The sequence below is a fragment of the Sporosarcina sp. So3-204 genome (genome assembly GCF_058068165.1).
The window spans coordinates 1887521-1906325 of record NZ_CM176485.1 but is presented as its reverse complement, the minus strand read 5'-3'; the positions used below and the strand labels follow the sequence as shown (position 1 = coordinate 1906325).

Genomic DNA, 18805 nt, shown 5'->3' with positions numbered 1-18805 from the left:
TATATCTGAACTACAATTTTAATTATTATAACATCAACAGAAAACGCTAGTCTTTTCAAGCTCATTTCTTAAACAAAGTGGCCCGTTAATGGCATAAAATTTGTGTCACAATCGCCCCCGTTTCTAGGATAACCAGACTTTGAATCCTACTCGTTACTGCTTTCTTGAATTATCTTATTAATATATTGATAATCTATACTGCCTTCGACTACATTATAAAAAAAGGGGTCTTTTCGAATCGCGTCTTTAGAACTGATAATGAAATTATTCCAACCATTTGCTTCTTCTCCATTTGTTAAATATATTGTCATTTTAAAAGAATAGCCCAAGGAGCCAATAGATACTTTCCCTCTTTTTAACTTAACATCATTCAGATTCTTTATAATATAAGCTAAGTCACTTTTCTCTGTGATATTGAACGATGTGCCTGTATTTCCATCAAATATAATGATTTCTGATACATCATCTGAATTTAGTTTTATTAACTTTAGTGGACTGTTATACCAAATCACTCCAAAGATTAACACCACAATAATTCCCAACAAGAAAATCAAGGGTTTCTTTTTTATGATATTCACCCTAAACCTTTCTCCTTCGAATAGTAGTTTAAATCTGCTTCAGATTAGTGCTAAATCGTGCAAAAGCTTTATTTTCTACACAATCTGGCCCGTTAATGGCATAAAATTTATGCAACAATCGCACCCGTTTGTTGCATGAAGTTTGGCTATTCACTTTATGACCTCTCAATTTACGTTTTATAATTCATTGATGATAGTAACATAAGAAAAATACCTATCACGACAAAGGATATAGATGGTATGTACAAAAGGAAATTGAAATGTAAAGTTTGTTTAATTCCTGAATCAAATCTAACTACTTCTGCAACTAATCGATGTATAAATAGCATCAAGGAACCTATAAGAAAAATTTTCAATCCGTTGTTAAATAAATTCAAATTCAAAACTCCCATTCTTAGATTCTTAACATTTTAATACCGACCAGTAATGCGCTTGTCCATTCTTCTATTAACAATACATTTATATTTAAGTCCGCATTATCGTTCTGCTTTTTAAAGCTCAAAATTGTGCGAATACGAGAAGAAGCTTAAGGCTTCAATTTGCCCTTCTAACTCGACATAAACTAAAGTGAGTGCGTTTAATAAGATTGTAACAACGATAAGAACCACTTTAGCAATGAACAAAGTGGCCACTGCATCAATAATATCTGACCAGTATTTAGTTCTGGGAGATGCAGGTTACTCAGAAAAAGAAAACATTTCTTATCCAGACGGCCGTGAGTAGATTTGAGAGCTTAATTCAATAGACTGAGCAAAGTGGGCAAAAAATGTTCAAATTAACGTTAGATTATTAAAGAGTGATGCTATGCTTTAATTTGAAGTTGGTACTAACTTTAATAACAAAGGTACGATAAGAAATTCGATATAAAAATTATACAAAATTAAAACGCAAATTTATCAGTGGATTCTTCTTTGGTCACTATCTTTTATTTATTGTTTTCTTCTCATACTTTGAATCGTGACACGGATCAGCATTATAACGCTCAACCCTAAGCCTGCATATCCAAAGACATTTAAAAAGGAATACCCGTTTGGTGCTTCTGTCTGCGCTAAAAATAGCGCCCCCAACGAAATTAGTCCAAATGCCAGACCTGAAAAACCCATAAAAATTAGAGACAACACTGAATTGACGAATTTCACATTTGCTTCATCTGAAAAGAGTGACATTCTGAATGTCAAATCCCCATTTTCAACCTTTTGAATAATATTCTCTATCTTCTTAGGGAACGCCTTAACTTTTGGCAAAATATTCAGCAGGTCATCTTCCATATTTCCAGAGATTATCTCTTTTACGCTCTTCATTGTCATTTTACTTTTCACATAGATATCAATCATTTCTGATAGATTAAAACTGGAGCTCATCGTTTGAAGGCTGCCTTGCAGAGTAATTAAGCTTCTGAACGCTCCTGCAACACTCGGATAAAATTGCAACCCTTGTTGACTCATGATGGCAAATAGTTCCGTGCCCATATCATCCATGATGTCCCCTTCAAATGTATGATCAATTAAGAACTGGCTAAGCAATTGTTCCATCTTTCTTGTATTCAGTTCTTCACTGTTTTCTAGAAGACTTTTTAGTCCTGTTACCATACATTCTGCATTCTTTCTATTTATGCCTATTAGAAGCCATTTGAAGCCACTTCTCTGTATTGTCGAGAGCCTTCCAACAGATCCGAAGTCAATAAAAGCAGGGAGTCCATTTTTTAAGATATAGATGTTTCCTGGATGAGGATCACCATGAAATACACCCTTATCAAAGATTTGAGCCAACATTTCCTGAAATATATCATTCACAAATTTTTCACGATCTATTTCCGTTTCACTTACCAGAGTTTCAACCTTATTGATGCTGACTCCATCTAAAAATTCCATAACAAGTATATTGGAATTGGAGTATTCTTCAAACACTTGCGGAATATAAACTGTAGTTCCACTCGCTTGTTTCATCTGTTTCATATTTCCAAGTTCTATTGAAAAGTCTATTTCTTCTAAGAGGTTTTGAATAAATCCATTCGCTAATCCAATGATTCCAATTTGCTTCGCCCATGCTGTTTTAGTTGCTAATAGAACCGCAAAGTTTTGTAAAATCATTATATCAACGGTTAGCTGTTTTTTCAGATCTGGTCTTAAAATCTTCACAACAACCTCTTCACCACTTTTCAACTGCGCCTTATGCACTTGAGCAATTGACGCTGCTGCTAAGGGCTTTTCATCAAAAGAATGAAAGAGTTGATCTAAAGGAAGCTTCAGCTGCTCTTCTATAATTTCTTTAATTATTTCACTTGGAATACTCGGTGCATTTTCTTGCAATTGTGCAAGTTCTTCAATAAAAGATTTTGAAAACAAATCTGATCGCGTCGATAGGAATTGGCCGAATTTAATAAATACCCCGCCAGCTTCCTCCAATGTACTTTTGAATGCTTTTGCGGTTTGAGAATGTCTTAACTCTTTATTTGTCTGTAATGAACTTTTCAGTAAGCCGTTTCGTGCGATGATTAACAATAAGCCTATATATCTAATTTTTGTTTTAAAAAATATCTTTACTCTATCAATTGGATTCGGTGAAACTTCATGTAGAACTATCTTTTTTCCATCTTTCATCATTTCCAGCAGTAATGTGAATCCCATAGCAACAACGATTAATGTTAAAAAGTATAAAAACGTAAAGTGATCAAATTGAATAAAATTATGATTTAGGCTATCTTTCAAATGAAATACATAATAAATTGCACTTGAAAAAAGAAAGGAGAGTAATGAAGATAAAAATGCATTGCTTTTTGATGAATCGCTTCCAATCAACCTGTAACTTATAAAGCTAAATAGTATAAATAATAGTACTGCATAAATCATACGTTCTCCTCCTATAGGGTATAAAACGCCACTCCTTACAAACCGAGTGGCGTTTTATTGTAGTAGTTATAGTTTCTTCGGCCAAAAACTCCATTTTCCAAGGACTATCAAAATCGCTGGAATTAGAAGCGGACGAACGATAAATGTGTCAATCAAAATCCCGATTGCCATAATGATTCCGAACAACTTCAATTCATAAATAGGCATTGTTGCCAGAACCAAGAAAGTCGCAGCCAAGATTAGACCGGCAGAACTGATGACGCCACCTGTCTTTTCAACTCCACGGCGTACCGCTTCATCAAAAGGTAAAACTTTCATCTCTTCCCGTATTCGCGCAATCAGCATAATCGAATAATCGACCCCTAGGGCGACAAGGAATACGAATGCGTACAACGGAATTCGATAACTTAGGGTATCCAAATCTAAAAACAAGCTAAACAAAACCATAGACAAACCAAGCGTCGCAGCATAGGACAGCAAAATCGTACCCATCATATAAATAGGTGCAATAATGGAACGTGTCTGCAGACCTAACATAATCGTAATCAGAACAGTCATTGCAATCATCACAAGCCATGTATCACGGGTGTTAATATCTCGTAGATCTGCATTCTTTGCACTTTCACCTGCAATAAACAACTGTGTATCCGCTATGCCAGCTTCACTTAACATTAAATCGCTTTCATTACGAAGTTCAAGTACGGTGTCGAATGCTTTTACACTATATGGATTTCCAGCAAACGTCACGGAGAACTTTGCATTCTTTCCATCTTCCGTAATTGGATTACTTTGAACGGTGACTTTATCGATACCCGACTTGCTTTCAATCTTTTCGACAACTGTCGTTAGCTTTTCCATGTCAAGCTTTTCATCAGAAACAAATAACAGTGTCCCTGGTGCTAGGCTTCCTTGAGAGAAAGATTCTCCTAGATGCTCATAACCGATACGAGACGAGAGGTCTTCTGGGAAGGATTCAATCATATCATACGACTCGTCAATGTTTGTAACATTCCATGCACCTAATAGTAGCAGAAGCATTATCGGAATCATGAACAACAATGGTTTTTTCGTTACGATATTTGCTACTTTACCCCATATCGTTTTCTTTTCAACCGTCTCCTCGCCGAACTTAGGAACTAGTGGCCAAAATGCTTTTCGACCAATTAACGCAAAGAGTGCTGGTAACAACGTTAGTCCCGCAATCAGCATTACTCCAGCTGCAATTGCAAACACAGGCGCGAAGTTACGATAAGGCTCGTAAATTGAGAAGAATAACGTTGCCATACCAAGAACGATTGTACTTCCACTAAAGAATATTGGTTCGCGAACGTGCCGCATTGTTTCTCGCATTGCCTCGTTGACGGACTCATGCCTTTTCAATTCTTCACGATAACGTGAAAAGATGAGTAACGAATAATCTGTCACGACTGCAAATAACAAGATTGTCATGATGGACAGCGCTTGACTTTCTGCTGTAAACAATCCTGAAGATGCTGATAAGCCAATCACTCTATCCACAACTGCGTATACAATTGCAGCACCAATGAGAGGGATAAGTGTTAGTAAAGGTGATCTATAGATAATCAGTAACAAGACCAAAATTAATCCGATTGTTGACAATAATAATACGATGTCAGCCTGACTGAACAATTCAATTGCGTCTGATGCAATTCCCGCTGGTCCAGTCCATGATACTTCGACATCACTGTCAATCTTTTTAGCTACCTCTCTTTTGATAGACACAACGAGCTCGTGTAAGTCTTTTCCTTCCAGCCCTTTTGGCAATGTAATTGGAACGAAAAATGTTTTTTCATTTTCGGCTAAAAAAGATGCACGTTGCTCAGGTTTCAGTTCAGTCAATGGAATGACATCGACTATCCCATAAGACGATTCCGTTTCAAGCGATTCAAGCGCTTCTGCGTAGGATAGGACATCTTCTTCCGTCAATCCATCTTCATTATGAAACACTGCAAATAAAGGCATACCGCCCTCAGAAGGGAAATATTTCTCTAACTGTCGATCTGCAATAATTGATTCAGCATCTGCAGGAAGCCCTGCATCTTTATTAGCCTGAACGAACTCCTTTGCTCCAGGCGCACCCCCCGATAGTATTACCATTAATGCTATCCAAATACTTACTGACAACCACCATATACGTTTTCCTTTTGCCATCATCATTTCCCACCCTTTTCAGTTAAAAATGTAATAAGAACGAATAATGCAAAATTAACAAGTAAAATTGTTCCTCCTACGATATAGAAGATGAGTGCCAATGTATCATTCACACCGAACGGTTTCATAAATTGCAGCCACATACCTGTTGTAAGTCCAATTGAACCGATAATTGCAGTCCAGCCGTGTGCTGCAATAAGCTTTTTCGCACGTACTTTATAGATTCGATAAAATACACCCCATGCGAACATCGACAGCCAACCGACTAATAAAATATGTGCGTGAATTGGACGGAATGCGTAAGAACCTGATCCCGCCATATGTGAACCTAATATTGTTCCAATCAAACCAAATATTGCTGCAATACGAATAAGCCGCAAACTCCATTTTTCTTGCATACAGTATTACCTCCTGTTTTCATGTGATACTCTTACCATATACATCCAACATGAACGGAGTATGAACGAAGGATTAAAAATTCGGTGATTTAGTTGTGCTATTTCATATGTATTCCCATTGTTCAACATATTTCAAAGAAACTATTGAATAATCTTTTTTTGATTAATTCCTTCAGTAATTATAGAGAGTAATCTGCTGAACACACGATCAATAGTAGCCAATTAAAATTTTTGTATTTTTTCACAAATGTAATAACAAAATTTACACCCTCAAAATTATCACACTTCCTTCTATTTTAAGGGGCATAAATAATTTGAGGATTTTATAGAGACTCGCTATCAAATGGATAATGATGTAACTATTATTTTCTGAATGTTTTTCTCTTGCTTAGGAAGTTGAAAAACCTCGAGTATATAGAGGACGCACCATTGTAACCTTTTTCTAGAATAAGATTGAATACCAATCCGTTTGTAATGTTATGTTAATGTAGCGTTCATGTTGAGGACTTACACTGAAGTTATTCAAAACGGAGGTGTTTCCCATGCAAATGGCGTGGAAAGAAGTTAAAAAAAGTAAAATGAAATTCCTGATACTCGGTTCGATCATCTTTTTGGTCAGTTTCTTGACTTTCATCATATCGGGGTTAGCAAATGGCCTGTCGGAAGACAATGCTGCCCTTATTAAAAATGTACCAAACGGTCAATTCTATTTGAATGAAGATGCGAAGCAAACGTATAATCTTTCAAAAATTGATATCGATCAACAAGAAAAATTGCTGACGGACTATAAAGGTGCCACAGCAATGTCCATTCAAATGGGCTTTGTCAATGATGCAGAAGACAAACAGCACAGTGTTGCGTTTGTAACATCTACTGAAAGTAAACTATTTCCAAACGTCAAAGAAAATGAAGTCGTGTTAGATGCTTCGCTGAAAGACGATGGCATCAAAGTCGGAGACATTTTGACAAACAATCAATTTAGCGGCGAGTTCAAAGTTACTGGTTTCGTAGAGAAACAAAAATATAGCCATGCACCTGTTGCGTTCATTAGCATGACAAACTATCAAGAGATCTATCGGGTAAACGAAATGCAAACAGTATTTATCCCAGGATCAGATAGTCCCGACTCTATTAATGGACTCGAAGCATTTAGTAATAAAGAGTTTTTAGGTACAATTCCAAGTTATGGAGCAGAGCAGATGTCACTCAATATGATTATCTGGTTCCTTGTGGTCATCAGTGGTATGTTATTTGCGATTTTCTTCTATATGATGAACGTTCAGAAAATCGGATTGTATGGAATTTTGAAAGCGATTGGTGTTAAAACGAGCGCTTTATTCGCAATGATGTGGTACCAAATGATACTCATTACAGCTGTTTCTCTCGTTTTATCAGGTGCATTAAGCCAGCTATTCAGTATGATTGCGCCTGCAGGAATGCCATTCAGCCTACCAATTGAGACGACCTTGTTATTATCCGGTGTATTCTTAGTGATTGGCTTCATTGGAGCGACAATCTCAGGTTTCCAAATCAAAAAAGTGGAACCATTACAGGCAATCCAACAAGGAGAGATGTAAGATGGCGATTTTCACAATTGACGATGTAGAAAAAACGTTCAAAACGGGTGATGTTAGTGAAAAGATATTGAAAGGTATCGACTTAGAGTTGAACGAGGGCGAAATCACTGCTCTTGTTGGTCCTTCTGGTTCAGGTAAATCGACCATCCTCACAATTGCTGCAGGATTACAGAAAGCAAGTGATGGACAAGTACTTTTTAAAGGTCATGACATGACAAAAATGAGCCAAGAAGAAATCCGTAAAATTCGTTCAAGCGATTTTGGATTTATCTTTCAGTCCTCTCACCTTGTTCCCTTCTTAACAGCGGAAGATCAGTTGTTGCTTATGTTAGATGTGGCCGAAACAAAATTGAATAAAAAACAGCAAAAGCAAGAAGTAGCAAAAGTGTTAGATCTTGTTGGGATGTCTCACCGAAAAGATGCTTACCCGTCTTCCCTATCTGGTGGCGAAAAACAACGTGTTGCAATTGCACGTGCCATAATCCATCAACCGAAAATGCTTTTTGCGGACGAACCTACAGCAAGTCTAGATTCTAAACGTTCACAAGAAGTGATGGAAATCATCCGTAATCTAACTAAAACGTTAAAAATCACAACACTGATGGTTACGCATGACGAAGAAATGTTACCGTACGCAGACCGTATCGTTACGATGAAAGATGGCTTAATCGACTAGCATCAAAAACCTCTTACCCAGAACGTTGATATGCTCCCCATAAGGTAGACAGATTAAAAAATAAAATCTGTTGACCTAAGGGGAGTATTTTTTATGGCCAGAAGTAAACATTCCGTTGAAGTGAAACTACAAGTTCTTCAGCTGTTAAATGAAGGGGACTATTCTCAAAGAGAATTATGTGAAAAGTTCTCTGTCACTAAAAGCACGATTCATCGATGGAGGATGAAATTTGATCAAGATGGATTGGATGGGCTAATCGAGTCGACTACTTGGAAAAAATATTCGAAAGAATTGAAGATGTACGCAGTTGAAGACCTTCTATCCAATGACTTTACGCTTATTGAGGTTTTGGAAAAGTATAATATTAGCGATGGTTCTGTTTTAAGAGCATGGGTAAAAAAGTATACTAGTCATAGTGAGGTAAAAGATTCGGGTAAAGGAAGGAGCCGAACTATGACTAAGGGAAGAAAAACAACTCTTGAAGAACGTATCCAAATTGTTGATCATTGTTTAAGACATCAGAAAAATTATCAAGTAACATCCGAAACATACGGAGTTTCGTACCAACAGACTTACCAATGGGTAAAGAAATTTGAAGCCGTTGGTGAAGCTGGTTTACACGATCGCCGTGGACGTACCAAAGAAGTAATTGAGTTAACAGCGGAAGAAAAACTACAAGTAGAAATCAAACGAATTGGGCGTGAAAATGAACGATTACGCGGGGAAAATCTATTTTTAAAAAAGTTAGAGGAAATCGAAAGGAGGCATCGCTAAGTCAAATCCGATTACAACAGCGCTATCTAGCGATTCAAGAGCTGCATAAAGAAGCACGGCTGGCAATCAGTTTACTTTGCGAAATCGCGGATGTTTCGCGTGCTGCGTACTATAAATGGCTTCATCGAACAGCTCCAGCGAGGGAGCTGGAAAATGACCGTCTATGGGTCGGGATTCAATTACTTGCGCAACAAGTAAAAGGCATATATGGCTATCGTCGTGTGACGTTAACGATTAATCGTTATCGGGCATTGGCTAATCAACCCCTAATTAATGAGAAGCGCATTTACCGAATTATGTCTACACATAATTTACAGTCGGTGATTCGCCGAAAACGAAAAGGTTATCGTAAAACAAAGGCTGATCATGTCGCAGACAATCTATTGAATCGTGAATTTAAAGCAGACAAGCCAAACGAAAAATGGTGTACGGATGTGACGGAATTCAAATATGGCGTTGGGAAAAAGGCTTATTTGAGTGCGATTATTGATTTGTATGATGGATCAATCGTTAGCTATCGATTTGGTCGCTCGAATAATAATCCACTCGTGTTTGAGACGATAAAACCAGCCATTCAGGGACTGCCGTTTGGGGCACGTCCACTCATTCATAGCGATCGTGGTTATCAGTACACATCAAAAGGTTTTAAACGAACAACAGAAAAGGCAAATATGACCCATAGCATGTCACGTCCTGGTCGTTGTCTAGATAATGCGCCAATCGAAGGGTTTTGGGGTTCTTTGAAATGTGAAATGTATTATTTGAGCAAGTTTCATACTTACAGGGATTTGGAAGAGGCCATCGCCTTGTATATTCACTTCTATAATACAAGTCGTTACCAAAAACGATTAAACGGCTTAAGCCCTTTAGAATACAGAGCTCAAGCCGCTTAACGATTTTTTATTATTTCCACTGTCTACTTGACAGGGAGCAGTTCACGTTAGGGTAGGAGGTTTTTGAGTAGTATAGATAAAGGGAACACTCTAGTATGCCCTTCGCATCTTTATCTTTCCTTGATTATAAAATCGGTGCTATACAGCTGATTTACAACAAACGCACCTATTAGTTCAAAAGAGTTACTTACTTTTATTATGCAGTTCAAATGACTCTGCAAAGTCATCCCATTTTACATTTACTTTTATAACTTCATCTTCACGTACTTTTGCGACGCCTTTTCCACTACCTGAAGACGAAAATGTTTCTGTTGATGGAGGTTCCGTAAACTCTTCAGTGCCACTCCCATTACCACTATTGGTTTCATAGGAGTATTCAAGTTTTTGTAATGAAGACAACTCTTCTAAAGAACCTTTGTATATTAATATAAACCTAAAGTCATCTTCGTTCCAATAAGTTCTTTGCCCGTCTTTTTCTCCCCATTTTTCTGTTCCATTATAGGTGTATTCAGCTTCCCAATGCTCACTTTCCCCACTAAATATATAATCATTGTACGTAGTTTCTGAACAAGCTGTTAAAAGCATTAGTGTAAATAATAAAGTAATTATTTTCTTCAAATCAACTCTCCCCCTAATGAACATTGAATTGAATTATCTCCATAACACACTTCTAAAAATACCTCTTATTGAACTAACCTACTCAATTAAATGGCCCGTTAATGGCATAAAATTTATGCAACAATCGCACCCGATAATTGAACACTTACTCTGGAATTATAAAGTCGAAATACTTTCCGATTTCAGAAGAACATTCAGTTAGGTAGTATTTCTTTCCTTTTGCACTTTTTTCACTTTCTAGATTTTCGCAAGTTCCACTTTCTTTTCCTTTATCGGAACCTCCAAATTTATCCTGAGAATTATCATGCGTATACTTAATATTTTCTCCGTTATAATCTAGAGTATCAAAAATTGGATCGCCCTCTGTAGTTCTTCGTACAATACGTATTTTATCTTCTTTTCCATTTTCGACATTTTGAATAAACCCTTCAAGTTTATCCAAATTAGTTGTTATTTCCTCTTGCTTGAATACAATATCGCTATCCTTAACTGGGTTACAAGCACTCAAGACAACGGCAAATAAAATTAAAGATAATACTCTTCTCAATACCTTAAACCTCCTAAAATACGGAATAGATTTACTGTTCTTTTTCAATGATTTGGCCCGTTTGCGGAAGATACTTTTTACATAATACACTCCGTTGCTTGGAGTGTAGGCGTCGACTCCGAGAGGATTAGCGTGAGCCTTGAGACCCTGGACGGTGCGTAGCGAAGGAAGCGGCTCAAGCCACGCCCTCCGGAAAGCGTACGCCGGAACGTAAAGCAACAGTTTATCTCTGTCCGATCTGGCCGGTTTGTTGAACTGTGAGCCTAAGCTTACTCTATCATTAGTATAGCAGAATTTTTCCAATGGTCTGTTTAAACGTCAAAATGGCACCGTTAATTCCAATGCCATTTGATGTTCTAATTCGGTGTTAATTCGCTTGTTATTTCAGCTTTTGTACCACTCAACTGAACGGGTTACCATCTAAAAGGGGTAGCGTTTTTTTAATAGAAGATTAAATTTGCGTATTCGGACCTTTTCGAGATAGAAATATATAAGAAAGAATAGCAATAGCGCTACAAGAAAAGATAATCGCGCCCATTGGAACAGCGGTTTCTTCCCCAGCTATACCAACTAAAGGGGCTGTTATCGAACCTAAGATAAATGGTAATAGTCCTAGTAATGCAGATGCACTCCCGGCAACATGACCCTGCCCTTCCATTGCCAAAGCGAATGATGAAGTTGATATTATGCCGATTGAGCCAACAAAAAAGAATATAGGTATGACTAAAGTAAATAAAGGCCCTTTAAATAGAACTGCGATTAATAAAAACAAGCTCGACAAGCCCGAGATAGTTAAACCAACTTCCAAAAATCGACGTTCAGAAACATAGCCTACCAAACGACCGACAACTTGAGTACCTATAATAAGACCAATGCCATTCATCCCAAATAGAAGACTAAATACTTGTGGTGAAACGTTATAAATATTTTGGTAAACAAACGGTGTACCTGCAACATATGCAAAAATGCCAGCCATAATGAAACCTTGTGCAAGCGCAAAACCTAGAAATTGTTTATCTTTCAATATAAGAATAAAGTTCTTAATTGTATTTGATAAATTACTCGGAACACGCATTTCTTTCGGCAGTGTTTCATCTAATCTGTTATAAACGATGAGAAACAAAACCAACCCAATTATACTTAGCATAACAAAAACGATGTGCCAATTAAAAAAAGCTATAATTCCCCCACCGAACATAGGCGCAAGAATCGGAGCCAAATTACTCACCAACATAAGTAACGCAAAAATCTTTGTTAACTCTCGACCACTATATACATCGCGAACAATCGCACGTGAAAGAACGATGCCTGCAGAAGCTGCGAATCCTTGCATAAAACGAGCTATGATAAAAATACTAATCGATGGCGAAAATGCGCATATAGCTGAAGCAATTATGTACAAAACAAGTGAAACTAAAAGCGGTTTTTTTCGTCCTTGTACATCACTCATAGGACCTACTACGAGTTGACCAACACCAATGCCTAATAAGCAAGCTGTTAAACTTAATTGGACAAACGAAGCTGTTGTGTCAAAACTATCTACTATAGAAGGAAACGATGGTAAGTACATATCAATTGTCAGTGGACCCATAGCTGCTAATGTACCTAAAATTAGAGCAAATTTGAGCCGTTTGTTTCCTGTTAAATTCTCCAAATTACATAACAACCTTTCTACACAATTCAATACTTACCTAAGTAAGTGATGAATTGCCTTCACCCAATATAAATTAGTAGCGCATAAGTTTATTATTATAACATTAGTCAACGAAGGCTGTCATGTAAACTCTTTTATTCACAAAAGTTAATTAATAATAAATAGTAGAAAGGAAATTTCATAAAAAAACTTGGTTAAAAGGTTAACTAGATGCGCAAGCTAAATATCAATTTACAAATAGAGAGGAGAATTTAAAATGACTGAAAAAAAAGAGCCACACGAGCAAATGACCGAAAAACATAATGGACTTAGTTCTGCTCAAGAAGTATTATACGATAAAGAATTTAAAAAAGCAGACAATGCAACGAAGAATCCCAATTCAAAAACTGATCAACAAAGGGAAAGGACATAAATATTGATTTTCTAAAATAATACGTTCCAATATAGTCCACTTTTAAAAATCGAGCTTCCCCACTTTTCTGTGGGGAAGCTCGATTTTTCTATTAGTAATTATAATGGTAAGAGTTTTAGTTTTAAAAAGTGCTATCCAAGTTGCCTTGCTGATTCCATACACTGTTCAAGCCATTCAGCGGATTCAGAAAATAATTCATTCTCAAATTGATAACTCGAAAATGTGTGATCTGCCTCCTCGATATAATGTGCATTCACGCGAACCTGAATTGCCCTTTGTTGCAATGACTTTAAATAGCGTGCAGCATGTTCCTTCGGTATATCCTCATCTTCTTTCGCATGAATGATAAGCGCCGCATTTTCATATGACCGAATAGCTTCAAGTGGTTGATGGTTTTTCAAATCATTCAAAAATAGCTCGCTGACATAAAACCCGTTATAATCGACTATTCCATTTTTTTGAGCGACCTCTAAGGCGTGTTCACCTAAAATTTTTGTAATATCTTCATATGGCCTTCCAACTGGCGACCATAAAATAAGTTTTTGAATCCGACAATCTTGGGCGGCTGTTATCGAGGCGACAGTACCTCCGAGGCTGTGACCAATTAGTATAATATTATTTACATCAATTTCTTTTCTCAATGAAATGTGATTCAAAACAGCTTGAACTTCACCAAGCTGTTTCGTTACTGTGACATCCGCATAGTCTCCGTCACTTTCACCACAACCACTAAAATCAAAGCGGAAAACCGCATAGCCTCTTTTTGTAAAATATCGGGCCGCTTTAACAAATAACCGATGCTCACCAACTTTATTCCCCACAAATCCGTGAAGAAGTATAATTAATGGAACCTTTTTTTGCTTTATATTTTCTGGGAGATGCAGTGCACCTGAAAGTTGCAATTGATTTGTTAAAACAGAAATCGCTTGACTCATCTGAGCAAACGCCCTTTCATAAAATACTTTAAAGTTAATTAAACTTACCTGGTTACTAGGTATTATAATTGAAAAAAATGAGTAAGTCAATATAATGGAATAATTGTATAATAAGCACTTAACAATCTTGTAAACGCTTTTGGTATTGTTCATAATCCGACACTATATTCAACTAATCCCACTACTATTTTGAGTCTGTAATATAAATGTAATAGAATTATAGTTGCATCATTCCCCTTTCTTCATTAAACTTAGGACATGTTCATTGAAAAAGAGTTAAAAAATGGTTAATAGAAAAGGCGGAAAGAATATTTTATGAGAAAAATTATGTGTACAGTAATTTTAGCAGGAACTCTAGCACTTGGTATAACAACAAATAATGCAGAAGCTAGTACATATACTGTTAAGTCTGGTGAAACGTTATGGACGATTTCACAATCATCTAATGTGTCTATTACCAATTTAAAAAATTGGAATAGCTTAAAGTCAGATGTGCTCCACCCGAACCAAGTCTTACAAATATCTGGAATAGTAAGCGCTTCTGACAAAACAGCTACACAATCTACTCCTTCAAATAGCGTTGTTAACACAGCTATGAATTTAACAGGAATCCCTTACAGATTTGGTGGTACGACAAAAAACGGATTCGACTGTAGTGGTTTTGTTCAATACGCTTTTAAACAATCTGGAAAGACAGTCTCTCGCACGACGACGACTCAATTTGCACAATCAAAAAAAGTTGCAAATCCAAAGCCTGGTGATTTAGTTTTTTTCCATAATACATATAAAAGAGGCATTTCGCATGTTGGTATTTACATAGGAGATAATAAGTTCGTTCACGCAGGCGGCAATAAATCACAAGTTACGAGTTTAAATAATAGTTATTGGAAATCAAAATTCCATAGCTTTAAACGGTTATAAACAAACTTCCCTATCATTTAAAAGCGGATTGTCTATTTTCAGGACAATCTGCTTTTTGCAATCATTGTTTTGAAGAAACCTTAAAGTATCTCTATTAATAACTCAAAAAGGTACACAAACCCTTCAACATTCTATTTCTGTGGTACAGTAGATAATTATGACAGTTAGTAATTTAGTATATTTCAAAGGGGTGTTAAAATAATTGAATAAAATCTTAGGTTTGCTTTTATGTAGTGTATTGTTTGTGGGTTGTTCCCAGCCTAATGATCCACCAAAAAGTAATGTAGTAAAAGAAGCAAACGAGACAAAGAAAATAGAAAAAAATAAGCCTGATGAAAATGCTAATGAAGAGATTATTGAATTGGAAGGAGAGTCATCAGACATTAGTGATATTTACACGATCGAAACAACGGATATCGATTCTGTTTACGGGGAAGATGGAAACGTAAAGTTGAATCATACTGAGAAAGAAATTGTTCAAGATTTTATGGATGAGGACGGAAGAATTTACTTTTCTCTTGACGACCATCCGATTCGTAATATAACAAACGAAGATGGTACAATCAATAACATTACAAATTACGGAGATTCATTGATAGATGTAATTGAATCAAAATCTTATAATCTCCATACTGCAGAAGAGATTGAACAAGCATACACGCTATTCATTTCCAATCCGCCTAAGGAATTGGAAGGAAAAAATCCAGCAGATTATAGAAGTTGGGAACAAGCGACAAATTTAGAAAGAAGTATTATCCAAATTACTTATTTAATCATACCGTACCTGAATGAATTTGATTACTACATTCAAGAAGATAAATACGATGATGAAGGATTAATATATTTATTGGCAGAGTTTGAAAAGTTAGGATCACCTACTGTAAGCATACCCGCTCCTCAAACTCCATTAGACATGCAGCTATTTGAAAATATGTTAAGACTCCAAACATCATGGGGACAGCTTGGTCAATTTGAAAATCCACAAGAAAACAAAGAAGCTTTTCAGAAAATGTATCATGAAGTTAGGTCTGATATGAATAACCTACTTGTTAGAGTCAACTACACATTAAGTGAGAGTTTATAAGTAGCAAGTGCATATGGTTAAGTGATTTATATATCCCGCACCATTAATAAAAATATTCCAATGACACAAGAAACTCAGCCTATTTGTAAATAGCTGAGTTTCTTTTATTGTGATACATAAAGAATAATTTGATTTATTTCACAACCTATCTTGCAAAAATAGAATGAATTCTAAGATTTATGTGAATAGCGTCTATGTCTTTCATATACCTTTCGTTTTATAATATATATACAGACACGAAAGGTCGGGGGTCTAATACAATGATCAATGAACAAGTTCTAATAAGTACAGTATTCATTGCAGGCATGCTCTCTTTCTTATCGCCGTGTATTCTTCCTTTACTACCTGTATATGTATCCATTTTATCAACGGATGAAAGCGGAACAGACAATGGTCAAAACTTAATCAAACTAGGTAAATTTCAATTCAATCTTCGCTTAATAATTAAAACGATTGTTTTTGTTTTCGGTCTATCAACAAGCTTTATTATTTTAGGGTTTGGAGCAGGTGCACTTGGTTCATTCATAAATACGGAATGGTTTATCGTATTTTGTGGAGCTATCGTTGTTTTCCTAGGTTTACACCAAATTGGATTGTTCAATGTCTCCTTTTTAAATAGAGAAAGCAAGGTTGAACTTAAGCGAAGTGGTAAGAGAGATTTAGTTGGAACATATTTGCTTGGTTTTACATTTAGTTTTGGCTGGACGCCTTGTATTGGTCCAATCCTCGGAGCAGTTTTAGGGTTATCAGCTAGTGAAGGTCATGCAATTTACGGCGCTACTCTCATGATGTTTTATGCACTTGGTTTATTAATACCATTTTTATTACTCTCCATTTTTTCAAATATACTTTTAAGACAATTTAAGAAAATCAATAAGCATATGAGGAAAATACGTATTTTGGGCGGCTTGATCATTATTATTATGGGAATAATTTTAATGACTAATAATTTAAATCTGTTTGTATCTATTATTCCACAGTAAAGGGGGTTTAAATTCATGAAAAAAATGTTCATTCTTTTTGTGCTAATCTTTGTTTTAGCAGCTTGTTCTAATGAAAATAAGCAAACTACTTCTGAAGTAGTCAATGAAAATCAAGCGCCTACTTTTGAATTAAAAGATCTAGACGGAAACGTGAACAGTCTGGAAAGTTATGCAGGTAAAAATGTGTATATTAAATTTTGGGCTTCCTGGTGCCCGATTTGTTTATCAGGTCTAGAAGAAATAAATAATTTATCGTCCGAAGACCCTGATTTCGTCGTACTCACGATGGTTGCACCCGGATACAAGAATGAAAAGGAAAATAAAGATTTTATTAAATGGTTTAAAGGCGTAGACAATGTATCTAATATAAATGTTTTATTAGATGATGAAGGTGTTGTCGCTAAAAAGTATCAAATTGTAGGTTACCCTACTTCAGTTTTCATTAATAAAAAAGGCGAACTAATCAAAACGCAACCCGGACACTTAAGCAATGAACAAATTCGTGCACAGTTTAAATAAACCAAAAATCGGAAGGAGCTCGAATGAAATGAAATTAAAGATTATTGGCGGATTAGTAGGACTGCTACTTATACTCGCCGGCTGTTCTACTTCAAATGCAGATTCGAATAACAATTCAACTACTGACGATAAGACACTAGTAGCTGATTCTAAATATCCTGAAAACCCCAATTTGAATTTAACTTTTGATCCTAATAAATTGGAGGAAATATGGCTCGCTGGAGGCTGTTTCTGGGGTGTAGAAGCTTATATGGCACGCGTTTACGGCGTAGCGGATGTCACTTCAGGTTTCGCGAATGGCCAAACTGAAAATCCAACCTATGCGCAAGTTGTAAAAGGAAATACAGGACATGCGGAAACGGTGCATGTGCTTTACGACCCAGAACTTGTAGATTTAGAAAAGTTGTTATCACATTACTTTATGATTATTGATCCGACATTAAAAGATCAGCAAGGCAATGACCGCGGCGAACATTATCGTACTGGTATTTTTTATAGTAATCCAGACGAAAAAGTAGTCATTGAAAAAGTAGTTGAAAATGAGCAAAAGAGATATGATAAACCAATCGTTACAGAAGTTGAGCCATTAACTTCTTATACACTCGCGGAAGAATATCATCAAAATTATCTCGAGAAAAACCCTGACGGTTATTGTCATATCGAATTTGATACGTTGGAAGATCAAGAAATACCTCAACTAATTGATCCGGCGCTTTATCCTAAACCAAGCGATGCAGAATTAAAAAAGAATTTAACAGATGAACAATATGATGTGACGCAAGGTAATGGAACAGAAAGTGCTTTTTCAAATGAGTATTGGGATAGTTACGAGCCAGGTATTTATGTAGACATAGCTACAGGTGAACCCCTCTTCTCCTCTGCGGACAAATATGATTCCGCTTGTGGTTGGCCTAGCTTCACAAAACCAATAGAGCCTGATGTAGTTGTTGAGATTGAAGATAAGAGTTTTAATATGGTTAGAGTTGAAGTTAGAAGTCGTTCTGGTAATAGCCATTTAGGTCATGTTTTTGAAGATGGTCCAGTAGATCGTGGCGGATTGCGTTACTGTATTAATAGTGCAGCAATTAATTTTATTCCACAAGCAGATATGGAAAAAGAAGGCTACGGATATCTAGAAAACACTACAAAATAATTTCCAGTGATGTAAACTAAAAGTATCATTCTAGAAAGGTGGTTTTTCACACCTTTCTTTAT

General features: G+C 36.3%; 17 protein-coding genes. 9 read left to right on the top strand and 8 right to left on the bottom strand.

Translation table 11 applies throughout. The features are described from left to right. Positions 1–146: 146 nt before the first annotated feature. The 4 genes from AC3RV6_RS09245 to AC3RV6_RS09230 form a co-directional block, all read right to left on the bottom strand. The gene (locus tag AC3RV6_RS09245; RefSeq protein ID WP_489745753.1) at positions 147–578 is read right to left on the bottom strand and encodes a hypothetical protein; all 432 of its coding nucleotides are present in this window, start codon (positions 576–578) and stop codon (positions 147–149) included. A gap of 929 nt (positions 579–1507) precedes the next feature. After that, entirely contained in the window at positions 1508–3427 is a 1920-nt protein-coding gene (locus tag AC3RV6_RS09240) for an ABC1 kinase family protein (protein ID WP_489745752.1), read from the bottom strand. A 66-nt stretch (positions 3428–3493) separates the two neighbouring features. Continuing rightward, on the bottom strand, positions 3494–5599 hold the full coding sequence (locus tag AC3RV6_RS09235; RefSeq protein ID WP_489745751.1) for an MMPL family transporter: 2106 nt from the start codon (positions 5597–5599) through the stop codon (positions 3494–3496). 2 nt (positions 5600–5601) lie between these two features. Beyond that, positions 5602–5997 (bottom strand): hypothetical protein, encoded by a 396-nt coding sequence (locus AC3RV6_RS09230; RefSeq protein ID WP_489745750.1) that lies wholly within the window; start codon positions 5995–5997, stop codon positions 5602–5604. Positions 5998–6539: 542 nt separating this feature from the next. Between AC3RV6_RS09230 and AC3RV6_RS09225 the strand changes: the two genes are divergently transcribed. The 3 genes from AC3RV6_RS09225 to AC3RV6_RS09215 all read left to right on the top strand — a co-directional run bounded on the left by AC3RV6_RS09225 (position 6540) and on the right by AC3RV6_RS09215 (position 9917). Further along, a complete protein-coding gene (locus AC3RV6_RS09225; RefSeq protein WP_489745749.1) occupies positions 6540–7574 on the top strand; it encodes an ABC transporter permease in 1035 nt (344 codons plus the stop codon). 1 nt (position 7575) lies between these two features. Beyond that, the gene (locus AC3RV6_RS09220; RefSeq protein ID WP_489745748.1) at positions 7576–8250 is read left to right on the top strand and encodes an ABC transporter ATP-binding protein; all 675 of its coding nucleotides are present in this window, start codon (positions 7576–7578) and stop codon (positions 8248–8250) included. Between the two features lie 93 nt (positions 8251–8343). Then, positions 8344–9917 (top strand): IS3 family transposase gene (locus tag AC3RV6_RS09215; protein ID WP_489745747.1). Its coding sequence is split into 2 segments (ribosomal slippage): positions 8344–8986 and positions 8986–9917, totalling 1575 coding nucleotides; the frame shifts between segments, so codons are not numbered across the junction. Positions 9918–10100: 183 nt separating this feature from the next. On the opposite strand, the gene AC3RV6_RS09210 is transcribed toward AC3RV6_RS09215, so the two are convergent. The 3 genes from AC3RV6_RS09210 to AC3RV6_RS09200 form a co-directional block, all read right to left on the bottom strand. Beyond that, positions 10101–10535: a hypothetical protein gene (locus AC3RV6_RS09210; protein ID WP_489745746.1), complete on the bottom strand. Its 435-nt coding sequence runs from the start codon at positions 10533–10535 to the stop codon at positions 10101–10103. Positions 10536–10680: 145 nt separating this feature from the next. Continuing rightward, positions 10681–11082 (bottom strand): DUF4362 domain-containing protein, encoded by a 402-nt coding sequence (locus tag AC3RV6_RS09205; RefSeq protein WP_489745745.1) that lies wholly within the window; start codon positions 11080–11082, stop codon positions 10681–10683. Positions 11083–11533: 451 nt separating this feature from the next. After that, complete coding sequence (locus AC3RV6_RS09200; protein WP_489749136.1) at positions 11534–12736, bottom strand: Bcr/CflA family multidrug efflux MFS transporter; 1203 nt, start codon at positions 12734–12736, stop codon at positions 11534–11536. 256 nt (positions 12737–12992) lie between these two features. Between AC3RV6_RS09200 and AC3RV6_RS09195 the strand changes: the two genes are divergently transcribed. Then, positions 12993–13148 (top strand): YfhE family protein, encoded by a 156-nt coding sequence (locus AC3RV6_RS09195; protein WP_489749135.1) that lies wholly within the window; start codon positions 12993–12995, stop codon positions 13146–13148. A gap of 131 nt (positions 13149–13279) precedes the next feature. Here the strand turns inward: AC3RV6_RS09195 and AC3RV6_RS09190 are convergent, their stop codons facing one another. Next, a complete protein-coding gene (locus tag AC3RV6_RS09190) occupies positions 13280–14083 on the bottom strand; it encodes an alpha/beta hydrolase family protein (protein WP_489749134.1) in 804 nt (267 codons plus the stop codon). A gap of 315 nt (positions 14084–14398) precedes the next feature. Here AC3RV6_RS09190 and AC3RV6_RS09185 point away from each other — a divergent pair, with 315 nt between their 5' ends. From AC3RV6_RS09185 to msrB, 5 genes are all read left to right on the top strand, one after another. After that, positions 14399–15004 (top strand): C40 family peptidase, encoded by a 606-nt coding sequence (locus AC3RV6_RS09185; RefSeq protein ID WP_489749133.1) that lies wholly within the window; start codon positions 14399–14401, stop codon positions 15002–15004. Positions 15005–15206: 202 nt separating this feature from the next. Next, the gene (locus AC3RV6_RS09180; protein ID WP_489749132.1) at positions 15207–16088 is read left to right on the top strand and encodes a hypothetical protein; all 882 of its coding nucleotides are present in this window, start codon (positions 15207–15209) and stop codon (positions 16086–16088) included. Between the two features lie 260 nt (positions 16089–16348). After that, positions 16349–17071: a cytochrome c biogenesis CcdA family protein gene (locus AC3RV6_RS09175; RefSeq protein ID WP_489749131.1), complete on the top strand. Its 723-nt coding sequence runs from the start codon at positions 16349–16351 to the stop codon at positions 17069–17071. Positions 17072–17086: 15 nt separating this feature from the next. Then, complete coding sequence (locus AC3RV6_RS09170; protein WP_489749130.1) at positions 17087–17590, top strand: redoxin family protein; 504 nt, start codon at positions 17087–17089, stop codon at positions 17588–17590. Between the two features lie 28 nt (positions 17591–17618). After that, entirely contained in the window at positions 17619–18743 is a 1125-nt protein-coding gene (msrB, locus tag AC3RV6_RS09165) for a peptide-methionine (R)-S-oxide reductase MsrB (RefSeq protein ID WP_489749129.1), read from the top strand. Positions 18744–18805 lie beyond the last annotated feature (62 nt).